Source organism: Paenibacillus sambharensis (assembly GCF_003233845.1).
GTDB classification, from domain to species: Bacteria; Bacillota; Bacilli; order Paenibacillales; family Paenibacillaceae; genus Paenibacillus_I; species Paenibacillus_I sambharensis.
The window spans coordinates 17,558-36,353 of the sequence record NZ_QKRB01000042.1; the positions used below are offsets into that span (position 1 = coordinate 17,558).

Here is an 18,796-nt window from a genome sequence, read left to right on the forward strand (position 1 = left end):
CAGGTGATCAGGCCTCACAGGGAAGACCAGCTGCGGGGCTAGCGGACGCTGGCAGCCAGCTCACGGAGCTGGCTCTCCGCCTGGCTGGTGCATAGGCCGCCGTGATAGCAGATGATCGTGTTGACCGGAAACTGCGTCAGCTTCAGCAATGATTTCAGTGCTTCCGCAGGGTCAGAACAAAGCCTCTGATCAGGCAGCTGCAGCAGCCCATTGTGGACCGTTAACGCATCTCCGGCTACCAATGTGCCAGTAGCCTTGTGATAGATGCTGATATGACCGGGTGTATGGCCTGGAGTAGGTATAATAATGAGTCCGCTGCAGAGCGGCAAATGTTCCCCGCCTCGAAGATGCACATGAACCGGTGCCTTCGGCGGGTTGTTTAACGTTCTCCGAAATGCTTCTTTCCATTCGTCAGGCACGCTCTCCGGCAGAGAGCGGACTGCTTCTTCAACGGCTTCAGGACTCAGCTTCAGCAACTTTTTCTCCCCTTGGATATAAGGCACTTCCAATTCCTGTGCATATACTGTCCGATCAGGATGATGACTTGCCAGAAGATCCGGCAGGCCGCCGATATGATCCAGATCCTGGTGGGTAATCAGGATATGCTTGACCCGGGATAATGGCACACCGGCCTGTTCCGCAGCTTCCTTAAGCAGAGAGAGCTGTCCGGGGTATCCGGTATCAATTAAGACAGCCTCAACTTCGTCCCATACCAGTACAGGAAACACAGTTTCAATCTTCCCCATCATCGGAGCAGATAACGGCAGAGCTTTAATTTCAGACAACGTGTTCATCCTACCCCTCCTACAAAATCGGTATGTCAGCAAAAGCGATTTTAGCAGAGGGAAGATAGTTTGTAAATAAAATTATATATTATAACACACTTATGTAATTTTGTCAACATTCGATATTTTTTAGTAAGCCACGGTTAACTGCCTCGTCAGAAGCACTTTCATTGTATAACCAGGACTTGAAGTCATCTCACCCGGAAATGATCTATTGATTGTAACGGTTTCATAATGTTGGAAAAGCTGTGTTACGAGATCTTCGTATGATGTTAAACTTCAGCGAACAATTCCTCTATATGATCGCTATGAATCTATCATAAGGAGGAGAATAATGTTTAGAAAGTTCGCTGTGCTCTTATTGTCACTAGTCGTTTTTGCCGGTATACCGCTATCCCCTGTACATGCGGGTGTGGTGACCAATCCGAATACCGGTGGAACGCCGGGCTCGTGGACACAAGGAGACAGGCCGCCCGTCGTAGATCCTGCAAAACCCGCAATCTTATTCGTGCACGGCTTGAACAGCAGTGCAAAGGTGTGGTATGAAAGCAATGACATGTATCAGCAGGCATTTGACAACGGGTATGAGACGGCATTCATTAACCTGCATGATATCAGCGGCACCTCGCAGAACATGTGGGATAATGGACGGCTGCTGGCGGACAAGATCAAGGAAATCAGCAATCATTTTGGCAAGAAGCTGGTCATCGTAGCGCACAGCAAGGGGGGCATCGACACCCAGACTGCTTTAGTTCACTACAATGCTCACGTGTATGTTACCAATGTGATTACACTAGGAACTCCTCATCACGGCTCGCAGCTTGCGGATCTTGCTTACAGCAGCTGGGCCAGCTGGCTTGCAGCATTGATCGGTTCCAAGAGCCCTGGTACAGAATCCATGCAAACCTCTTATATGAAATACTTCCGCACACAGACAGACAGTCTCGCTAATGTTTCGAAGAACAAGTACTACACGTTTGCCGGAGACAACTGGGGCTCAGGCAGCACCTCTCATATATTTGGAGGCATGTACCTGTCCACATTCGGTGACAATGATGGTGTGGTAACGGTTGCCAATGCTCATCTGCCGAAGGGGACAATGGTCTCCATTGGACGATGGAACCATTCGACGGTGCGGACAGGCTCCCATGTCTTTAACCTGATCAAGCCTTATATGACAGCACCCTCGGTATCCACGGGAATTAGCATAATGTCGATTAATGGAATGGAATCAGATGAGGTAGCGGCCAGCGGCCAAAATTCGGAGCCTGTAGAGGTACAGGCGGCAGCCGTACAAGCAGCTCAGCCAGTGCATAACGACGCGGACAGCCCTTATTACATCCGCGGCGGGGAGCATAACGGCACTGCAGCTGAGAGGCTGGTTGTTGAGAATGGTGTTGCTTCTGTAACATTGAACTGGATATCTAACCGCCCGGTTGATCAACTGCATGTGGTGACACCAGATGGTGAAGAGCTTCCGGTACAGCCGCAGGTGACGGCGGATGACGGCTTGCTGAACGGCGCTTATCATCACACGGTTTCGGTTCCGGCGCCCCAGGCAGGGGAATGGACTGTGAAGGCGGACAGCAGTGAGCCGGGTGCTTATCTGTTCATGGCCGCATTCGAGAAGGTGAATGATCAGCACGCCAAGCTGAAGAAAGAGAAGAACGGCAAGCAGCTTACGGTGGATACGAAGGGTCTGAAAGCCGACAAGACCAAGCTGAACGTACAGATTGAGTTCTATAATGAAGGCGCGAAGCAGTCTAAATCCTCAATTAAGCAAGCGTATGGCCTGAAGGGCAAGAAGGTGCAGCAGCGCCAAATCGAAGCTGCGGAAGCTATTGAACTTCCTGTCGCAGAGGGCGAAGGGGTATTCAACGTGACCGTGGATGTAGAGGGAGAAACAACGGAAGGGTATCCAATCCGCCGTACACTGATCAAATCTGTCTACGTGGACGCCAACGGCAACGCATACAGCTCGTAAGGATTAGAGAAAGGAATAACCCGGACAGCTCGATTCAATGAGCGGTCCGGGTCTTTTGCATCCTATGGCTTGCTGTTCTGCTAGTCTGACCTTAAGGTGTATGTGTATCTTGTTTAGAATTGCTGCTGCTGCTGCTGCTCGTGAGGTTTTGGAATTGATTCATCAGCTTCTGACGGGCCTGCTTGTTGCGGAGCAGGTAAGCAGCTCCAGCACCCAGTGCGCTAAGCATCATATGTTTTGTTCTCATAGTCAATTCCTCCTGTCTATTCTTGTTTGTCGTTCTGATTATTGAATACCCCGCTGATGCCAAGATAACGCTGGATTATATCCGCTTTAATGAAATCCTCATCTAAACAGGAAAATCCAATCCGGCTCGCGAATTGGATAAGGGAAGTGAATAAGATGAGATGCATGAGTGGTCGAAGCATGCATTGTTACGGCAGATTATGCCGAATGCTGCGCTTGCCCGGGAAATGGCTTAAGGAAATCCTTACGGCTCCTCTTCGTTGCGGCTGACAGCAATATCAGCCACCGTTGTGACCAGTCCGGCTATGATACTTGCAAGACCGGCTGTCAAAGCTGCGACGCCAAGACCCATCCCCTCAAATCCGCCGATTGCAAAGCTGTATAACAAAACAGCTATGCTAAGCAGCAAGGTCAGGACAGAAGGGGCATAGACGGCCGGTCTCGTGCCTGGGACAAGGCGTTTGAGTGTATACGAAAGAACGAGCAGCAGGAACAGAATACCTGCGAACAGCAGCGCAATTTCGGCCACAGGAACCACCTCCAGCAGTTGGTTACGATCAGTTTACCACAATATGGATGCCTTTTGCTCTGAGATAAGGAAGCGTGCATAAGAGTAATAGGCGGGCAGGAGATGAGGAAATGAATCCAGCTATCGCTGTTATAGCTGATATACATAGTAACTCAGAAGCGCTTGACGCTGTGCTGGGCGATATAGAGACTAGAAAGATTACCCAAATCGTTAATCTGGGCGATACCTTGTTTGGTCCGATTGACCCCCTCGGTACGGCTGAACGGCTGATGAGGCGGGAGGGGATTGTCCATATCATGGGCAACTGCGATGAACTTTTGCTGCAGGATTATTCCGGGTCACTGACGTATCAGTATGTCAAACCGCTTATGAACGACTCCATATTAAGCTGGATTCGCACCTGTCTGCCGACCTGGCAGTATGAGGACATTTTGTTCTGCCATGGCACACCGGATTCCAACAGTACCTATCTGGTGGAAGAGGTTACGGATCAAGGAGCGATAGCCAAGTCTCCTTCCCGGCTGGCTCAAGAATTGGCTGGGGTACAGCAGCCATACATTATATGCGGTCACAGTCATGTTGCGAGAACAGTCTATTTGCCGGATGGCAAATTGGTCGTTAACCCCGGCAGTGTCGGGCTGCCGGCCTATTGTGATGAACAGCCCCGGCCGCATGTTATGGAATCTATGGCTCCACATGCCAGGTATGCAATTCTGACAAAGATGGATAATGGGTCCTGGCGTGTTGAACAGGTATCTCTTGTCTATGACTGGGAGCGGGCAGCGCACATGGCGGAGACGAACGGCCGCAAGGACTATGCCTATGCTTTGAGAACGGGCCTGGCTGATCCATGTATAACATAAGAAATGTAATGAATCGCCGCAGGCTCCGCTACTTGCTGGCGGGCATGCTGATGATGGGACTAGGACTTGTAACGAGAGCGATGGCGTCTTCGCTGCCTGATTTCCTGGCAGATCACGCAGGCGACGCCTTGTGGGCAGCCATGATTTATATGGGTATACGGTTCCTCAGACCGGATATCCATCCCTTGCTTTCGGCAGGGGCCTGCTTGTTCTTCTGTCTGCTCGTAGAAGCAAGCCAGCTGTATCAGGCTGACTGGATCAACGAAATCCGCAGAAGCGCGATAGGTGCGCTTGTTCTTGGCCGGGGGTTTCTCTACGTTGACCTGCTGCGGTACACGGCTGGTACCGGTATCGCAGTTGCAGCCGATATGGCGGCGTTCGGGAAGAGAGACAGGCTTGAAGTCTGAAGCCTGAAGCCAGATCCGGTTCTTCGCAAGGTGAAGAAGCCTGTACCTGGCTGGGCAGCCGCCGTGCTATAATAGGCGAGCAGTACATACAGACGATTACTATTTATTCGGAACATTGGAGTGAATCAGCATGCTTAAGACAACGGATTATACGATTGAAGATGCAAAGCTTGAGGATCTGGCGAGTATTGTGGCCATCTATAACGAAACTATACCATCCCGTCAGGTTACGGCTGATCTGGAGCCGGTAACGGTCGATGACCGGTTGAAGTGGTTTTATGAGCACTCACCAGAGCACCGGCCGTTGTGGATTATGAAATCGGGCGGCAGCATTGTTGCCTGGCTCAGTTTTCAATCCTTCTATGGCCGTCCTGCGTACAACGGAACAGCCGAAATCAGCATTTACATAACAGCCTCCTACCGGTCCAAGGGAGTCGGCGCGATTTTGCTCCAGCATGCTATTGACGCCTGTCCGCGGCTTCGGCTCAATAACCTGGTAGGCTTTGTATTCGGTCATAACGAGCCCAGCTTAAGGCTGCTTCGCAAGTTCGGCTTTGAGCAATGGGGGCTGCTGCCAAGAGTAGCAGTTCTGGATGGAATTGAGCGGGACCTGATTATCATCGGTTTGCGCGTAGAATAGCGTCAGATTCGCGTGTAGTCAGCGGTCTGGTTTTCGGTTAAGAGAGAATACGCTCAGGCGGCATGATGCGAGTGTAAGTTCATATCGAATGGGAGGAAGATCCGGATGAACAACGGAAACAAGCAAATCCGTGTTGGATTGATCGGTTACGGCTTGGCGGGCGCTACCTTTCATGCGCCGGTACTTACGACAATCGAAGGATTGAAGCTGGTTAAGGTCGTTGAACGAAGCGGACGGGGAGCATCGCAGGAACGGTATCCATGGGTTCAGGTTGTCCGGCAGTCAAACGAGCTGTATGACGACCCGGAGATTGATCTTGTGGTGATTACAACACCGAGCACGAACCATTACAGCTTCGCCAAGGAGGCGCTTGAGGCCGGGAAGCATGTTGTTGTAGAGAAGCCGTTCACTACGACTGCAGAAGAAGCGGAAGAGCTCATCATGCTTGCTCGCGAGAAGCAGCTGATGCTAAGTGTCTTCCACAACCGCAGGTGGGACGGAGACTTCCTTACCGTCCGGCAGATCGTCAAGCAGCAGATGCTTGGCCGGATCACGTCATGTGAATTCCGCTGGGACCGCTACCGTCCAGATGTAAACAAAGCGAAGTGGCGGGAAACGGATGCTGCAGGCGCCGGAATATTTTATGATTTAGGTGTGCACTTCCTGGATCAGGCACTTATGCTGTTCGGCCGTCCCGAAACGATTAGGGGCGATATCCGTGTTCTGCGTGAAGGCGGAGCTGCGGATGATTTCTTCGATGTTTCGCTTGGTTATCCGGATGGACTCAATGTCCGCTTAACATCCTCTGTACTTGTCAGAGAGGCTGGTCCGCGCTACGCCCTGCATGGTACAGAGGGCTCGTTCGTTAAGTATGGCATTGATCCGCAAGAGGATGCGCTGCGGGCGGGACTCTCGCCGAGTGCAGCTGGATGGGGAAGGGAGGCCGAAGCTAATTGGGGGACGCTTAATGCGACAGTGGGCGGCCTGCATGTTGTAGGCCGCGTTGAAACGGCCGCTGGCAGCTACGCCTCTTATTACCGGAATGTCTACGAGCATCTGGCTTACGGAGCGGAGCTGGAAGTGAAGCCGGAGCAGGCAGCGGCAACGATCCAGTTAATTGAGCATGCCTTCCAGAGCAGCAGAGAAGGCCGGACAATTCACCTGCAGGGTTGAAGAATTCACTGCGCCTTTTCAGCATACGGACAAGTTGTCTATAGATGGTTAGATCATCGATCCCCCTGGTTAAGTAGATGGTATCGCAAGAGATGATACTGTCTAACGGGGGGATCTTTATGTTATCCAGAATAGCTCGCGTGCGGGAACAGGAAAGGCTGTACCATGAGCACTGCTTCGAGGAAAACCGACTATTCCAGAAAGGATCCTGGCTGGAGGAGCCTACGGAGATTGTGCTGCAGTATGCGGAAGAGGTCACTAAGGCCGCAGAGGCTTCAGGAAGCGGGCCGCTGTATTTTCTTGACCTTGGCAGCGGAGTCGGGCGCAACAGCATACCGCTTGCAGACATGCTCAAGAACTCGGAAGGTGGTCAAGTAGTATGTGTAGATCTGCTGGAGAAGGCTCTCGATCAGCTTTCCGAATACAGCGAAGCGTATCAGGTAGCCGATTATATTAAGGCTGAGCAGGCTGATATCAGTGATTATCCGATTCCTGCCCGTCAATATAACTATATTGTAGCAGCATCAAGCCTGGAGCATGTCCGCTCGGAAGAGCTGCTGGACCGTGTTTTGTCGAGGATGCGGGAGGGGACGGCAGCTGGCGGGATCAACTGTATCGTCATGCATACGTCGATTGCGGAATACGAGGCGCGGACCGGGGAGAAACGCGAGACGTTCTTCGAAGTGACGATGGACCCGGATGCAGCATTGGCCAAGCTTCGGCAGTGTTATGCCGGCTGGGAAGAGCTGCATGCCAAGATGGAGCCGCAGGAGCTTGAGATTAACAGGGGGGACACACCGGTTATCCTGAAAGCAACGAGTCTTACTTATGTGGTGCAGCGGCCTGGAAACAAAACCGGGTGACAAACTGTGCAAAATGTGTCACAATAAAAGAAGCGAAATCAGGTACAGAGATACCAGGGCGCTGACGGTCTATCAGCATGCCCTGGTATTTTTCTATTACGGGTTGTTGGAATGCAGCTTATTCGGCAACTTCTCGGAAGGTGTCCCTTTGCCCTGCGTCTTCCGGTTCTTAAGGTCCTTCGCTTGCGTGTCCTTAACTTTATTAACAAAATCCCTGGTATCCTCCATTGGCTGTACCTCCTTCTCTTTTTAGATTCGTAACATAGGTTGTCCCTGGTCAAGCATCGTATACATAACTTACTGTTAAACGCTTACCAATATGACAAATCAAAGCTATAATAGAGTTTAGAACAGCTTTCAAGACGGGAGTGAGCGTCTCTTGAATTTTATTCATCATAACGGCTATCATATTAAGCTGATGATGGCGGCTGTCGAGCATAAGCCAGTCATGCGCAATCTTATGCAGTTTTATTTATATGACACAAGTGAGTATAACGGGAAGGATCCGGATAAGCATGGCGTGTTCGACTACCCTTATTTTGACCATTATTGGACAGCTCAGGGGCGTGAAGAAGAAGGAAGGCTTCCAATTCTGATTCAGATTAATGATTCCCTGGTCGGTTTCGCATTCCTTAACAATTTCAGCCTGACGATTCCGCGGACACCGACAACCCGCAACCTGGCGGATATTTTCATACTTCGCAAGTGGCGCCGCAAATCGATCGGGAAGGTAATTGTGAAGGAGATTTTCGATTCCTATCCCGGTGAGTGGGAAGTTAAGCAGGAGAGAGAGAACACGAATGCGCAGCAGTTTTGGCGCAATGTTATTCATGAGTATACGAATGGCGGTTATAAAGAAGTTATGCTTCAGGACGAGCGGTGGGACGGCCCCGTTCAGTCCTTCGACAATAACGGCAGATTGTAATCGCTTCTGGAGGCTGCCTCCGGATTTGTCTCACTGCGCCAATAAGACGTTGTTACCCGGAAGAGGGTGACGGCGTCTTTTTTGCATGTTTCCCAGAAAAGTCCTGTAGTCGAAAACGGCTGATTGGGGTAAGTAATAGGATACAGCACTCCCTAATACATGGAAAGGTGAGGTGTTCGGAATGCCGGTAATGTCGGTTAATGCCTGGAGCTTTGAGAAGAAGCTTGGTCCAATGCGAATGATGGAATGGGATGAGAACTGGAACGAGCACCGCCTTGTGGTGGAGCCGAACCAGCAGGAGATGAACGTTCCCCAAATGCTGAATATGCTGGGTAATAACGGTTTTTACGCGGTAGAAATCCCATATGGCAACATTCATCTCACAGCAGAGGAGAACGTGAGCCAGCTGTGGGAGAAGTCCCGGTTTACTGGTGTGCAGCTTACTTCGCTGCTGCTGGATTACGGTGACTTGTCTTCAAGGGATGAGGAAAGAAGAAAGCGGGATATCGAGTGGTATAAACGCTGGATCGATATTGCGGGCAATGCCGGTTTTATAAGCGTTCGTATACCGGGTGGTGAGGCCGAGCCGGATGATGAAGAGGCGCTCGAGCGTTCAGTCGAAGGAATGCTGGTGCTGGCTGACTTTGCGGAACAGCGGAGGGTTAGAGTCTTGACTGAGAATCTGGGCAATCTCCTCTCCACTTCGGATAACTGCCTCAAGCTTCTCGCCGCCTGTGAAGGAAAGGTGGGGATAACGGTAGACTTCGGCAATTTCAAGACAGATAAATACAGGCAGCTGGCCGAGCTGCTGCCCTACGCTTATACCGTTCATGCGAAGGCTGAGCTTGACAGCAGCGGTGAGATTGACTGGGAAGATTTTCGCAAGTGCCTTGGTTTATGCGAAGAGGCCGGATTCCGGGGGGCCATGTCCTTTACTTATCTCGGAGAAGGCGATGAGTGGACCTCGCTCCTTAGACTGAAGGAGGAAGCTGAGTCTGTCTTTGTAAACAGAGTATAAGAAGAAGGTGCAGTTATTATGGGTGTTCGTTTGACGAGGAAGGATGCATTTGTGGATACCGCGCTTTTGCAGTTTATTTTCCCCTTCTCAATCAAAGACGGTTTGAGGGACGAGCTGCGGGAGGAACTGCTGGAGCGCGGTTACCAGCCCTTTACGTTGGAGGACCGTTCACTGGAGGATGCCTACTATGGAGAAGGTTACCGTGTTTCTCACCAGCACCTGGAGCGGTACTACCTGCCTTTTACCGGCAGCATACTATTCCCGGACCGTCACAGCGCCAGCGCGTTTCAGCGCTTGTCGAGGGTCATTGAAGAGGGGTATGAGCTGTCTCTCGGCGAAAGGAGCATTTCGTTTTGCGTACAATCGGTTGATGTCGTGATCTGCCCGTTTGACCTGGGTTTTATCACCACGCGTGTTTCCATAGAGGAAAAATTGCCATACAGCCTTGTTCTCGAGTTTGCTGACCGCTTCCGGGACTTGGAAGATATTAACTCGCGGGATGAGCATACATCGGTCAGGCGGGGTGAGGAGAACTATGGGCAGATGGAAGAGTTCATCTTCAAGAAGGTTGCGCCGGGGATAATGCCTTACCTGGGAACAACGGATCTTGACGAAGCGTATTATGAGACGCTTCCTTATTTCGTGGACGAGCGGATGTTCGTATTGATGTTCTGCCGGTTTGCTGAAGGTTTTGCTATCGATTCTATTGATATGTACAGAGCCCTTCATCTCGATGGCATGAACGAGAATGGTGAACCTGTTATCGGCTCATCCAATCCGGACTTTATTAAACGGTATTGTGACCAGCATGTTTATGACAGGTGGAGCCCAGGGACGGTTTACGGAGCTAACGAGCATACCTTCTGCTGTCTCACGACCACAGAGGGGAGGCGGGAACGAGAGCTTGCAGGTGAAATGTATGGAGAACTATACTACGGGCTGCTGCTCTGCCTTTTTCACAAGATTGTGCTGTTAAAGCTGTCCAGCAACTACTCAACGATCCGTCTTGAATATGACAGGCCAACGGTCGAAAAATTGATACGCTCCATAACGAACTTGTCGGCGAAATACTATTTTCTGGAGATTGCATCCCAGCTTAAGGGCAAAGAGCTGTTTAAGATGATCCGTAGAAGCTTTGGCATCCATGAGCTCTATATTGAAGTTAAAGAAACGCTGGGGGAACTGTATGATTATCAGGACCGCACAGATGCCAAGACTCAGAATTATCTCCTGATGCTGCTTACACTTTATACGGTTATTGGCGGTATTTACGGTATGAACCAGGTGATTGAGGATCTTGACGGCCAAATCGATTGGCGGGCAATGCTGAAATACTCGCTGTTTGAGCATATTGCGTTGTTCGTAACCTTGTCTGGGCTTGTAATTGGATTTGTGCTTGCTGTTGTTGTAACAAAAAAATGGCTGTCCGACTACATACGCCGGCGCAATTCATGAAACTAGGAAATCGTCCTCATAAAAAACCAGAGATGACATCGGGAACATTTGCTATTATAGTTCTTAGATGGGATCCTTACTTAGTTCAAAGGTCTCCTTTACATTTTTTTTCAAACATTTTACAATTAAATAAACCGATACGTAGTGTATCCGTTTGAAAAATGACAGAGATAAAGAAGGTAGATTTTATGTCTTCTATTTTGAAGGAGTGGCTCGAACAGAAGAAGGCGGAGGCGGTAAGAAAGTACGAGGAATACGGTCCTCAAATCACGGATTATCATTTTGTATGGGATGATTGCACGGAAAGGTGGATATTTTACGTCGAGATTCTGCTGGAAAAACCATTTGTGCTGCCGTGGGTTGATGAGGAGAAGACCTACGTTATGAACGCCGCGTTCCCGGTCGATCCGGAAATGAATGATTATGTACAGGTGTATTAGGACAGGTTATGCGATCAGAAGCATCCGTGCTGCGGATGCGCCTCTGGTCGTTAGCTAGAAGCTGTGGCGCTTATGAGAAGGTGGCATACAGAGGAATGCGGGAGATCCTCTAGTATGGCACCTGAAATTGACGGTTGACATTGAGAATGAATATCATTATTATAGATTAAACAGCTTGATTGATGGTCTGCTAAGGGGTGTCAGGATTGAAGACGATAAAGTACTGCTGCCGAAATGAACGACACGGATCCAAGACAGTGTACAAGACGCTCAAGAATGAGTTTCCGGATTTGAAGCAGAAGAAGAAGAGCTGTCTCGGCTCCTGTAAGATGTGTCACAAGCAGTGCTTCGTCAAGATCGGCAAGCAGAATACGCTTTGTGCGCATACACCAGATGAGCTGTATGCAGAATTGAAGAAACTGATTCAAGAAGGCAAGAAGCCTAAGAAGAGCAAGGGCAAATCGAAGGAGCGGGAGCTGCTGCCGGTGTAACCGGGTCAGGTTGTTCCTTTGCATCGCTGCGGGCATTGTATTTCTGGTCCAGGTTCTGGTAAGCTAATCCTAGAATCATGGCGTGTGATTCATTCACGAACAGAAAGGTGTGCTGCAGATGATTAATGATACGCTTAGCGAAGCCCTTAACGATCAGATGAATTTTGAATTTTATTCTGCACAAGTGTACCTGGCCATGGCAGGCTATTGTTCAGGCGAAAGCCTTGATGGATTTGCCAACTTCTTCATTGTCCAGGCTGAAGAGGAACGCTTTCATGCAATGAAGATCTATAAGTATCTGAACGACCGCGGAATCCGTGTCCAGATTACGGGGATGGAGGATATCCGCAATGATTATGGTTCAGTGCTAGATGCCTTCGAGCATGCCTACGATCATGAGAAAATTGTGACCAAGCGTATATACCATCTGTCGGATCTCGCGATGAATGATCGCGAGCATGCGACAATCCAATTCCTGAAGTGGTTTATTGATGAGCAGGTAGAGGAAGAGTCGATGTTCGACAGTATTATTAATAAGCTGAAACGAATTGATAAAGACAGCAATGCTTTCTTTATGATGGACAATGATTTTGCGCAACGCGTGTTCACGCCTCCTGCTGACTAAAGTCAGTACCGGCCGTTAACATACCCTCAGCACAAACCCTTCTGCCTGCAGGCAGAAGGGTTTGTGTGTTATAACGAGTTACAATGAATGTTCCGTTAATTGAAGACACGGTAAATGGAATAACTGAAGATAATCTATTGTGTAAGTGTACAGCCGCATCTATAATTTTGATAATGATTATCATTACCAACTAAAGGGGTTGTGACCAATGTCACGGATCATTATTGTATATGCGAGTCTGACAGGTAATACAGAGGAAATGGCTGAGACGATCGCGGGAGGAATCCGGGAGAGAGGGATTGAGCCTGAGGTTGTTAATGTAATGGATACGCGTGCATCCGAGCTGATGTCTTACGATGGAATCCTGCTTGGTGCTTATACGTGGGGGGACGGAGAACTGCCGGATGAGTTCCTGGATTTTTATCAAGAGCTGGAGCATGTTCCGCTAAACGGCAAGCTGTCAGGCGCTTTCGGCTCAGCTGACTCAGGATATCCGCAGTATGGGGCTGCGGTGGATTTGCTGATGGAGAGGCTGGCTGCTCAAGGCACTGACCTTGCAGTTGAAGGCTTTAAGGTGGATTTAAATCCGAGTGCACGGGAGAAGGAAGAGCTTATACAGTTTGGCAGAAGGTTCGCGGAATGCGTTATGGAAAAAAGAGGCATAGAACAGGAGCCGACAACATAGGATAAAAAATCACATTTCCATGAGAAATAACAGGAGGCAGTTGGATGGGGATTTTATATGACATTGTGAACCAGAAGAAAGTTAGCCAGGAGACAGCAGTAAACAGCAAGGTCAGCAAGACGGTTGTACGGATAGGCAGTACGCCTGCCGTCAAAGGGGGAGGCAGCGATCTCATCCGAAGGAAGGATATACTTGTAAAATGACAGGTTTCAGGTGCAGATGGAAATCCTGTTGGCTGAAACCGTGAAGACAGAAAGGGCTGATCCTCAAGTCACAATGGCTTGGGTAACAGCCCTTTCGTGCGTGCTATGGACACATCGCCTATCGGACAGCCCGTTTAACGAAGCTGAAGCTTCGACAGCCAATCGGCATCCACAATGACAGGCTTGTCAGGAATTTTGGATAGACTGAATTCACTGACCAGTTCACGCGCATGGATCGGTTCAACCCGGTCATGAAGCCCGCTGATGCTGGCCAATGCCCCGATGATACGCTCTGGAAGCACGCCTGCTTCTCTGAGCGCCCTCAATGAGAGGGCGCCGCTGCGCTTGGCAAGCCGGCTGCCATCCGGTTCAACCAGCAGTGGAACATGGGTGAAGCGGGGCGTCTGATACCCAAGCGCTTCATACAGGAGAAGCTGCCTGGGGGTAGAATCCAGCAGGTCTGAGCCTCTGAGAACATCGCTGATTTGCATGGCGGCGTCGTCAATGACAACAGCCAGCTGGTAACTGAAAATACCATCCGCCCGCTTGATAATGAAATCGCCGCCTGCCCCGGCTTTCAAGCTCTGCATGCCTAAGGCCTGATCTTCATAGGTGAGGAGGTGATCAGGGACGGTGAAGCGGAGAGACGGCGCTTTTCTCGCTGCCTTCACCGCCCGCTCGGCATTTGTAAGCCCGCGGCACAAGCCGGGATATACCGGGCCTTCAGAGGCCAGTCCATGAGGAGCGCTTGCGATGGCGTTAAGCTCAGCCCGGCTGCAGTAGCAGGGATACAGAAGACCCTTAGCATCAAGCCGGGCTGCTGCTTGCTCATACAAGTCCAGGCGTTCTGATTGTGTGTAGGGGCCATAGGGGCCGCCAATATCCGGTCCTTCGTCCCAATCAAGGCCCAGCCAGCGGAGGTCTTCGATAATCTGTCTCGCAAGCGCCGGCTTGGAACGCGGCCTGTCTATATCCTCCATCCGCAAAATAAACTGCCCTCCGGCGCTGCGCACCTGAAGCCAAGCGAGAAGCGCAGTCCGGGCATTCCCGATGTGCATTTCACCAGATGGAGTTGGAGCAAATCGTCCGCGCGGCATAGAGCATCACCTCTGTAGAAAAAGAGCAGGGAAGCATCCCTGCTCATTACGGTTATTGTTATGTAAGTGGCGGAGCTGACGGGATTCGAACCCGCGGTCTCCTGCGTGACAGGCAGGCATGTTAGGCCTCTACACCACAGCTCCATGCACTTTGGCAATCATATCATGGTGAATAAGCAAGCGCAATGGTTTTATTAGATTAAGATAGTCCTTAAGGTTAAATAACAGCGAATCCGATTATAAATAAAGAAGAACATAATCTTGTTGTTCTAGGACTTGCGGGTGGAGAGGGGGCCATACATGGACACGTTGTTCCGAATGAATTGGCAGCTGCGTGATAGCTGGTTTGTCTGGTGTGAGAACGTTCCCCAGATTGAGCTGTCGGCAGCGAGGGAAGGCGGCCATGGAACGATTCTGCAGACGTTGTTTCATATCGTCGACATGGAGCAGAGCTGGATGCGCAGCTTTGCCGGGCGCGCTGAGCACCATTTTCACTACGAGGATTATGCGGATTTGGATGCCATCATGGCATTGTCAGACCGCTGCAGACCTTTTATAGAAGATGTCATTAAGGCATGGGGCCCCGAGAAGGATCAAGAGGCTTTCTCACTGTTTGGGGCAGACGGGAGGCAGATCGAAACGACATGCGGCACTGCCATCCGGTATGTAGCCTCTCATGAAATCTATCATCTGGGGCAGCTTTCCATGTGGGCGCGACAGCTAGGGTATGAGCCGGTAGAAATGTCACTGCTGCTGACCGATCCGTTCGGACTAAGGAGGCCTTCCAAAGCAAAAGGACGATCGAGACAGCGGTAACACCGCCTTTTCCGAATAGGGGATTCATTGTGTGCAGGAATTGGGTATACTGTTAATAACCATGCGATACATCAGGAGGAAACATGATACGATCCCATACGGCCGGCGGGTCAATCGAGAGAGCCGAAGCGGCTGTTTCCGGTTTGGATACGGACAAGCTTAATGAGATGAATGATACAGCCAGGCAGTATGGCATGCGTTCTGTGCTGATTGTGAAGGACGGACGCATAGCATGGGAATGGCACGAGCAGGGTACGGACCGAATTGGCTCTGTTTATTCCTGCACCAAGAGCGTGTTATCGGCATTAATTGGCATTGCGCTGGATGAAGGTCATATCAGAAGCGTCGATGACAGAGCCGCCGGATATTTGAAACTGCAGGGCAGTCTTGAGGAGCATCCCGTTACGATTAAACAGCTGCTGACCATGACTCCGGGCTACGACTGGCCTGATTTTGATAAACCGTATAAAGAGATGAAGAAGGCGGAGGATTGGGTTCAATATGTGCTGGACCGGCCATTGGTCCATACTCCTGGGGAGGTTTTTACCTATAACTCTGGCGGCTCCCATCTATTATCTGCCGTATTGACCTCGGCAACCGGCACGAGCACGCTATCGTACGCCAGAGAAAAGCTGTTTGGACCGCTCGGGATCAGACGACTGAAATGGGGAGGGCAGCACGGCATTCAGGAGGGAGGAGCAGGGCTGTACCTGACTGCAGAGGATTTGGCCAAGCTGGGAATGCTGTTTGCGAATCAAGGTGTCTGGGAGGGGAATCGGCTGCTGTCTGCCGGCTGGATTGAGGAATCGACTCGCTCCCATTCGAAGGGACTGGTCAACTACCGGCCTTCCATCTACGGCAACTATGGTTACCACTGGTGGGTGTCCGCTGAGCAGCCCGAAGAAGTGCCGCCCTATTATTTTGCATTTGGGTATGGAGGACAGTACATGGCGGTTGTGCCTGAATATAATGCAGTTGTGGTCCTGCGTAAAAACCTTGCGGGCCGCAACAAGGCGCTCCTCTCCAGGCGGATTTTGCATGAATATATTTTTTCTTCGTTAACGGGCAAAACCTGCAACATTATTGAAGGGTGAATCGTCATATAAGTATAGAAGCGTACAAATGCTCACAGAAGATTGGTATTGGCAGGCATTAGTCTTCATGGCACAGATAAGACAGAAGGGCAAAGGGTGATCGGAAATGAAAAAGATGGTTCTGCTGCTCGGCGTTATGGTTCTCGGTTTACTGCAATTCAGTGCTGTGGACGCCAATCAGGGTAATTACGTTCAGGACGAGCATACGCAAACCTACTATATTCATAAGGTCAACCGTGAGGCTGACGGCCGTATGCTGATAACCGCGGAGCGGATTGAGTGGTATGAGGGCGAGGAAGCGGATGCGAAGTTTCGTGAGATCGAACAGGACCCCGAGATGACCGAGGCTGTCAATGGCTATTATATTGTGGAAACAGGAGAAGGCAGCATCACGATTGAAGCGGCTGACAACGCAGCGTTCCTCATGCAGATTTATAACCGTACAGGCAGGATTGAAGAAGCGGATATCGTCTGGAATGAATCTATTTCGGCAGAGAAATTTGCCAGCATTCTGGAATCAGATGAGGCGTGGAGCATGAAGGACTATCCTTACCATATCACGTTCAAAAACGGCAAAGCTGTGAGAATTGTGCAGCAGTACCTGCCGTAGAAGAAGCATACTTAATTAGATAAGGCTGTCTCAACCGGAAGGGTTCCCGGGCTGAGACAGCCTTATCTGCTGAAATGGTTGATGTTCTTGGTTTATACAGTTATACTGCGTTGATCTTCTTCGAGCCGGCAAGCTTACGAAGCTCTGCCTTAATCCGTTCTTTGAGCTCTGCGTCTACTATGAACTGTACGCCATACAGATACCGGTTATGCTCTTGCAGCTGCCATCTAACTTCACCGGATACGAGCAGCGGCGCTTCCTCGGCGAAGGGGAAATCGATCAACAGCTTCACGTGATTTATTTCGATTCGAAGGTCCAGCTGAGCAGCCAATTTGCAGCCGCTCTTATGAATATCGATTAAATCCGCCCGTGCATGCCGGGATTCAATAACATTGCCATTGATTTCACTAATTTGGAACAGGCAGCTCTCTGGTGTAGTGAACTGGTAGCGAAAAGGCTCTTGTCTGCGGCTAGCTGTCATGCCTACCTCCAATAGTAATATATAACTATCAGTATACTAGGTATCGGTCACCTTGACAATTTAAGAATTATCAGGAATTCGCATTTTTTGGACAAGGTGTGCATTAAAGCGAAGCGGTTACCGGATCTTGCTATAAAGGTTAAACGGAATTTATCTGAATTTCAGCTTTTATTAAGGAAAAATACTCTAATTCATGGTAAAGTGTTAAATAGATTGGGTACAAAACGAAAGGGGTAACGATAACACAATGACGGACAAGCTGCAAGGAAGCACAGAAGGATTGACGAATACGCAAACTCCCGGGGGGGAAGTTAAAGGTAAAGGAAGAAGAGGGCCAAGCGGCGGTATGATTTTATCCTATGTGCTGGCTGTCATGCTGGCGGGAGCTCTTATTCAACCTCCATTTGCAAGCAGTGCGGAAGAGAAGGCAGGCGATAGTGCGACCGTAGCAACGGTTAATGGTGTTGCCATTAAGAAGCAGGATCTCTATAACAAGCTGGTGGAGCAGGAGTCGACTAAATCCCTGCTTAACAATATGATCAGTGAGGAGCTTATCCGTCAAGAGCTGGAAGGAGCGGGTGTGACGGCGTCTGAGGAAGAGATTAACGCTGAGCTTGATAAGATCAAGCAGAACTTCCCAACGGAAGAAGAGTTTCAAATGGCTCTCGACCAGAACAATCTGACCCTAGAAGCGCTGAAGGAGCAGATTGAAACTCAGGTGAAGATCGACAACCTGCTGTCCGCAAAGGTTCAAGTAACCGATGCTCAAGTTCAAGAACACTTTGAGGCGAACAAGTCTTCCTACGATCTGCCTGAGCGTGTGAAAGCTTCCCATATCCTTGTTGAGACTAGGGAGCAGGCAGATGACCTGCTGGCTCAATTGGAAGGCGGAGCGGACTTCGCAGCTCTTGCAGCCAAGCATTCCCTGGATCAGAACTCTGCCCCGCAGGGGGGCGAACTGGACTATTTCCCAAGAGGTGTAATGGATCCAGGATTTGAGGAGATGGCCTTTAATCTGCCTGTTGGATCTATGGACATTGCTGAGTCAAGCTACGGCTTCCATATTATCCATGTAACCGATCACCAGCAGCCGAAGGAAGCGACGCTGGAGGATAACAAGGATCAGATACGGGAACAGCTGGAGATGGAGCAGCTCTCCGTCCTCACGAACGAATGGTATATGAATCTTCAAGCCAACGCAAAAGTTGTGAATCACTTGGAGCCAGCTGAAGGTGCAGCGGCAGGCGAAGGTGAAGCAGAAGCGGCTCACTGATTGGCAGAAGAATAGGATCGATAAGAGAATTCCCTGCTTTGTAGGGGGTTCTCTTTTTTAGTCATGGGAGCATCTCCTGTTAGGAAGCTCAAT

Annotated in this window: 24 protein-coding genes and 1 tRNA gene; 18 read left to right on the forward strand and 7 right to left on the reverse strand. The window is 50.1% G+C overall.

The window, feature by feature from the left end; all coding sequences use genetic code 11:
* Positions 1–38: 38 nt before the first annotated feature.
* Positions 39–794, reverse strand: a complete 756-nt coding sequence (locus DNH61_RS09070; RefSeq protein ID WP_111146346.1) for an MBL fold metallo-hydrolase — start codon at positions 792–794, stop codon at positions 39–41.
* Positions 795–1,119: 325 nt separating this feature from the next.
* Here DNH61_RS09070 and DNH61_RS09075 point away from each other — a divergent pair, with 325 nt between their 5' ends.
* Positions 1,120–2,769: an esterase/lipase family protein gene (locus DNH61_RS09075; protein WP_111146347.1), complete on the forward strand. Its 1,650-nt coding sequence runs from the start codon at positions 1,120–1,122 to the stop codon at positions 2,767–2,769.
* Positions 2,770–2,860: 91 nt separating this feature from the next.
* Here DNH61_RS09075 and DNH61_RS26290 read toward each other — a convergent pair whose 3' ends face one another.
* Both DNH61_RS26290 and DNH61_RS09080 read right to left on the reverse strand, forming a co-directional pair.
* On the reverse strand, positions 2,861–3,016 hold the full coding sequence (locus DNH61_RS26290) for a hypothetical protein (RefSeq protein ID WP_181438630.1): 156 nt from the start codon (positions 3,014–3,016) through the stop codon (positions 2,861–2,863).
* A gap of 243 nt (positions 3,017–3,259) precedes the next feature.
* Positions 3,260–3,544 (reverse strand): YesK family protein, encoded by a 285-nt coding sequence (locus tag DNH61_RS09080; RefSeq protein WP_181438631.1) that lies wholly within the window; start codon positions 3,542–3,544, stop codon positions 3,260–3,262.
* 110 nt (positions 3,545–3,654) lie between these two features.
* On the opposite strand from DNH61_RS09080, the gene DNH61_RS09085 reads away from it, so the two are divergent.
* The 5 genes from DNH61_RS09085 (at position 3,655) to DNH61_RS09105 (ending at position 7,490) form a co-directional block, all read left to right on the forward strand.
* Positions 3,655–4,407, forward strand: a complete 753-nt coding sequence (locus tag DNH61_RS09085; protein ID WP_111146349.1) for a metallophosphoesterase family protein — start codon at positions 3,655–3,657, stop codon at positions 4,405–4,407.
* An 8-nt stretch (positions 4,408–4,415) separates the two neighbouring features.
* Positions 4,416–4,814, forward strand: coding sequence for a ribosomal maturation YjgA family protein (locus tag DNH61_RS09090; RefSeq protein WP_245948077.1), 399 nt, complete (start codon positions 4,416–4,418; stop codon positions 4,812–4,814).
* A gap of 130 nt (positions 4,815–4,944) precedes the next feature.
* Positions 4,945–5,454 (forward strand): GNAT family N-acetyltransferase, encoded by a 510-nt coding sequence (locus DNH61_RS09095; protein WP_111146351.1) that lies wholly within the window; start codon positions 4,945–4,947, stop codon positions 5,452–5,454.
* Between the two features lie 105 nt (positions 5,455–5,559).
* Positions 5,560–6,627 carry an oxidoreductase gene (locus DNH61_RS09100; RefSeq protein ID WP_111146352.1) on the forward strand — a complete coding sequence of 356 codons (1,068 nt, stop codon included), beginning with the start codon at positions 5,560–5,562 and terminating at the stop codon, positions 6,625–6,627.
* Between the two features lie 119 nt (positions 6,628–6,746).
* Positions 6,747–7,490 (forward strand): class I SAM-dependent methyltransferase, encoded by a 744-nt coding sequence (locus DNH61_RS09105; RefSeq protein ID WP_111146353.1) that lies wholly within the window; start codon positions 6,747–6,749, stop codon positions 7,488–7,490.
* A gap of 96 nt (positions 7,491–7,586) precedes the next feature.
* On the opposite strand, the gene DNH61_RS09110 is transcribed toward DNH61_RS09105, so the two are convergent.
* Entirely contained in the window at positions 7,587–7,718 is a 132-nt protein-coding gene (locus DNH61_RS09110) for a DUF4023 domain-containing protein (protein WP_111146354.1), read from the reverse strand.
* A gap of 151 nt (positions 7,719–7,869) precedes the next feature.
* Between DNH61_RS09110 and DNH61_RS09115 the strand changes: the two genes are divergently transcribed.
* The 8 genes from DNH61_RS09115 (at position 7,870) to DNH61_RS26295 (ending at position 13,332) form a co-directional block, all read left to right on the forward strand.
* Positions 7,870–8,415: a GNAT family N-acetyltransferase gene (locus DNH61_RS09115; RefSeq protein ID WP_111146355.1), complete on the forward strand. Its 546-nt coding sequence runs from the start codon at positions 7,870–7,872 to the stop codon at positions 8,413–8,415.
* A 181-nt stretch (positions 8,416–8,596) separates the two neighbouring features.
* Positions 8,597–9,433 carry a sugar phosphate isomerase/epimerase family protein gene (locus tag DNH61_RS09120; protein ID WP_111146356.1) on the forward strand — a complete coding sequence of 279 codons (837 nt, stop codon included), beginning with the start codon at positions 8,597–8,599 and terminating at the stop codon, positions 9,431–9,433.
* 18 nt (positions 9,434–9,451) lie between these two features.
* A complete protein-coding gene (locus DNH61_RS09125; RefSeq protein WP_111146357.1) occupies positions 9,452–10,888 on the forward strand; it encodes a hypothetical protein in 1,437 nt (478 codons plus the stop codon).
* Between the two features lie 188 nt (positions 10,889–11,076).
* Positions 11,077–11,328 carry a hypothetical protein gene (locus tag DNH61_RS09130; RefSeq protein ID WP_111146358.1) on the forward strand — a complete coding sequence of 84 codons (252 nt, stop codon included), beginning with the start codon at positions 11,077–11,079 and terminating at the stop codon, positions 11,326–11,328.
* Positions 11,329–11,534: 206 nt separating this feature from the next.
* Entirely contained in the window at positions 11,535–11,819 is a 285-nt protein-coding gene (locus tag DNH61_RS09135) for a DUF1450 domain-containing protein (protein ID WP_111146359.1), read from the forward strand.
* Between the two features lie 121 nt (positions 11,820–11,940).
* Positions 11,941–12,444 (forward strand): ferritin, encoded by a 504-nt coding sequence (locus tag DNH61_RS09140; RefSeq protein ID WP_281272374.1) that lies wholly within the window; start codon positions 11,941–11,943, stop codon positions 12,442–12,444.
* A gap of 208 nt (positions 12,445–12,652) precedes the next feature.
* On the forward strand, positions 12,653–13,129 hold the full coding sequence (locus DNH61_RS09145; RefSeq protein ID WP_111146361.1) for a flavodoxin: 477 nt from the start codon (positions 12,653–12,655) through the stop codon (positions 13,127–13,129).
* Between the two features lie 44 nt (positions 13,130–13,173).
* Positions 13,174–13,332: a hypothetical protein gene (locus tag DNH61_RS26295; protein WP_181438632.1), complete on the forward strand. Its 159-nt coding sequence runs from the start codon at positions 13,174–13,176 to the stop codon at positions 13,330–13,332.
* Positions 13,333–13,466: 134 nt separating this feature from the next.
* Here the strand turns inward: DNH61_RS26295 and gluQRS are convergent, their stop codons facing one another.
* Complete coding sequence (gluQRS, locus tag DNH61_RS09150; RefSeq protein ID WP_111146362.1) at positions 13,467–14,429, reverse strand: tRNA glutamyl-Q(34) synthetase GluQRS; 963 nt, start codon at positions 14,427–14,429, stop codon at positions 13,467–13,469.
* A gap of 67 nt (positions 14,430–14,496) precedes the next feature.
* Positions 14,497–14,573: transfer RNA gene (locus DNH61_RS09155), tRNA-Asp, on the reverse strand.
* Between the two features lie 156 nt (positions 14,574–14,729).
* Between DNH61_RS09155 and DNH61_RS09160 the strand changes: the two genes are divergently transcribed.
* From DNH61_RS09160 to DNH61_RS09170, 3 genes are all read left to right on the forward strand, one after another.
* The gene (locus DNH61_RS09160) at positions 14,730–15,245 is read left to right on the forward strand and encodes a DinB family protein (RefSeq protein ID WP_111146363.1); all 516 of its coding nucleotides are present in this window, start codon (positions 14,730–14,732) and stop codon (positions 15,243–15,245) included.
* A gap of 83 nt (positions 15,246–15,328) precedes the next feature.
* Complete coding sequence (locus DNH61_RS09165; RefSeq protein WP_111146364.1) at positions 15,329–16,339, forward strand: serine hydrolase domain-containing protein; 1,011 nt, start codon at positions 15,329–15,331, stop codon at positions 16,337–16,339.
* Positions 16,340–16,445: 106 nt separating this feature from the next.
* A complete protein-coding gene (locus tag DNH61_RS09170; protein ID WP_111146365.1) occupies positions 16,446–16,949 on the forward strand; it encodes a hypothetical protein in 504 nt (167 codons plus the stop codon).
* 100 nt (positions 16,950–17,049) lie between these two features.
* On the opposite strand, the gene DNH61_RS09175 is transcribed toward DNH61_RS09170, so the two are convergent.
* Positions 17,050–17,430, reverse strand: a complete 381-nt coding sequence (locus tag DNH61_RS09175; protein WP_111146366.1) for a PilZ domain-containing protein — start codon at positions 17,428–17,430, stop codon at positions 17,050–17,052.
* Between the two features lie 247 nt (positions 17,431–17,677).
* On the opposite strand from DNH61_RS09175, the gene DNH61_RS09180 reads away from it, so the two are divergent.
* Positions 17,678–18,703, forward strand: coding sequence for a peptidylprolyl isomerase (locus tag DNH61_RS09180; RefSeq protein WP_111146367.1), 1,026 nt, complete (start codon positions 17,678–17,680; stop codon positions 18,701–18,703).
* Positions 18,704–18,796: the final 93 nt, after the last annotated feature.